Annotated in this window: 1 protein-coding gene and 1 pseudogene; both read right to left on the bottom strand. The window is 63.9% G+C overall.

The features are described from left to right. A partial coding sequence (locus tag FS320_RS51405) for a helix-turn-helix domain-containing protein (RefSeq protein ID WP_420846860.1) occupies positions 1 to 137 on the bottom strand: 137 nt, incomplete at its 3' end. Between the two features lie 58 nt (positions 138 to 195). After that, positions 196 to 456: pseudogene (locus FS320_RS44620) on the bottom strand (transposase); the annotation flags it as partial. Positions 457 to 670 lie beyond the last annotated feature (214 nt).

Here is a 670-nt window from a genome sequence, read left to right as displayed (position 1 = left end):
AGTACGATGCCGAAGACCGATCCGGCATGTTTGCCGAGCGCGCGGCCGATATCACTGAGCGACCAGCCCTCCTTCCACCGGGTCCAGAGTTCCCGCTTCTGCTCTGCCGATAAGCCTGGACGACCCATACGCGCCATAGATAGTTCTCCCGAAGCCAACGAAATCAATCATGATGCGCTGACCGGTTGAACCCACCGTGGCCTTCTTCAGGATCTCCCGCTCCTGGCGCAGGATCCCGTTCTCGCGCCGCAGCCGCTTCAGCTCGGTGGCCATGTCCTCCTGGCGTTCCTCGGGAGGATCGTCGATCTCGCGCTCGCGACGGCGATCAATCCAATGGCGCAGGGTCGACAGGCCGACGCCGAGATCCGCGGCAATCGCCCGTCGGCTGCGGCCGCTGGTCAGAGCGAGCCGTACAGCCTCATCCCGGAACTCTTTCGTAAAGCGGGTGTGGGGCATAAAAATCCTCCTGCTTCATGAGAGGCTCTCCAGTTTTTCGATACTGCTGGCGAATGGGCGGGAGCCCTTGAGGCAGGGATTGGCGTCCTGGGTTTGAGGGGGCAGCCCCACCATCCCGGAGGTCCTCATGTCGCTCCGCCCGACCCCGTGCTGTGATGTCCCGGCCGCAACGGCAGCCATCGCGCGTGCCGCGTTCCCGCATGGCAGCCCCTAT

It is taken from the genome of Microvirga tunisiensis (assembly GCF_009296175.1).
In the GTDB taxonomy this organism is placed as follows: domain Bacteria; phylum Pseudomonadota; class Alphaproteobacteria; order Rhizobiales; family Beijerinckiaceae; genus Microvirga; species Microvirga tunisiensis.
The sequence above is the reverse complement of the archived record's forward strand: the minus strand, read 5'-3'. Positions and strand labels throughout refer to the sequence as shown.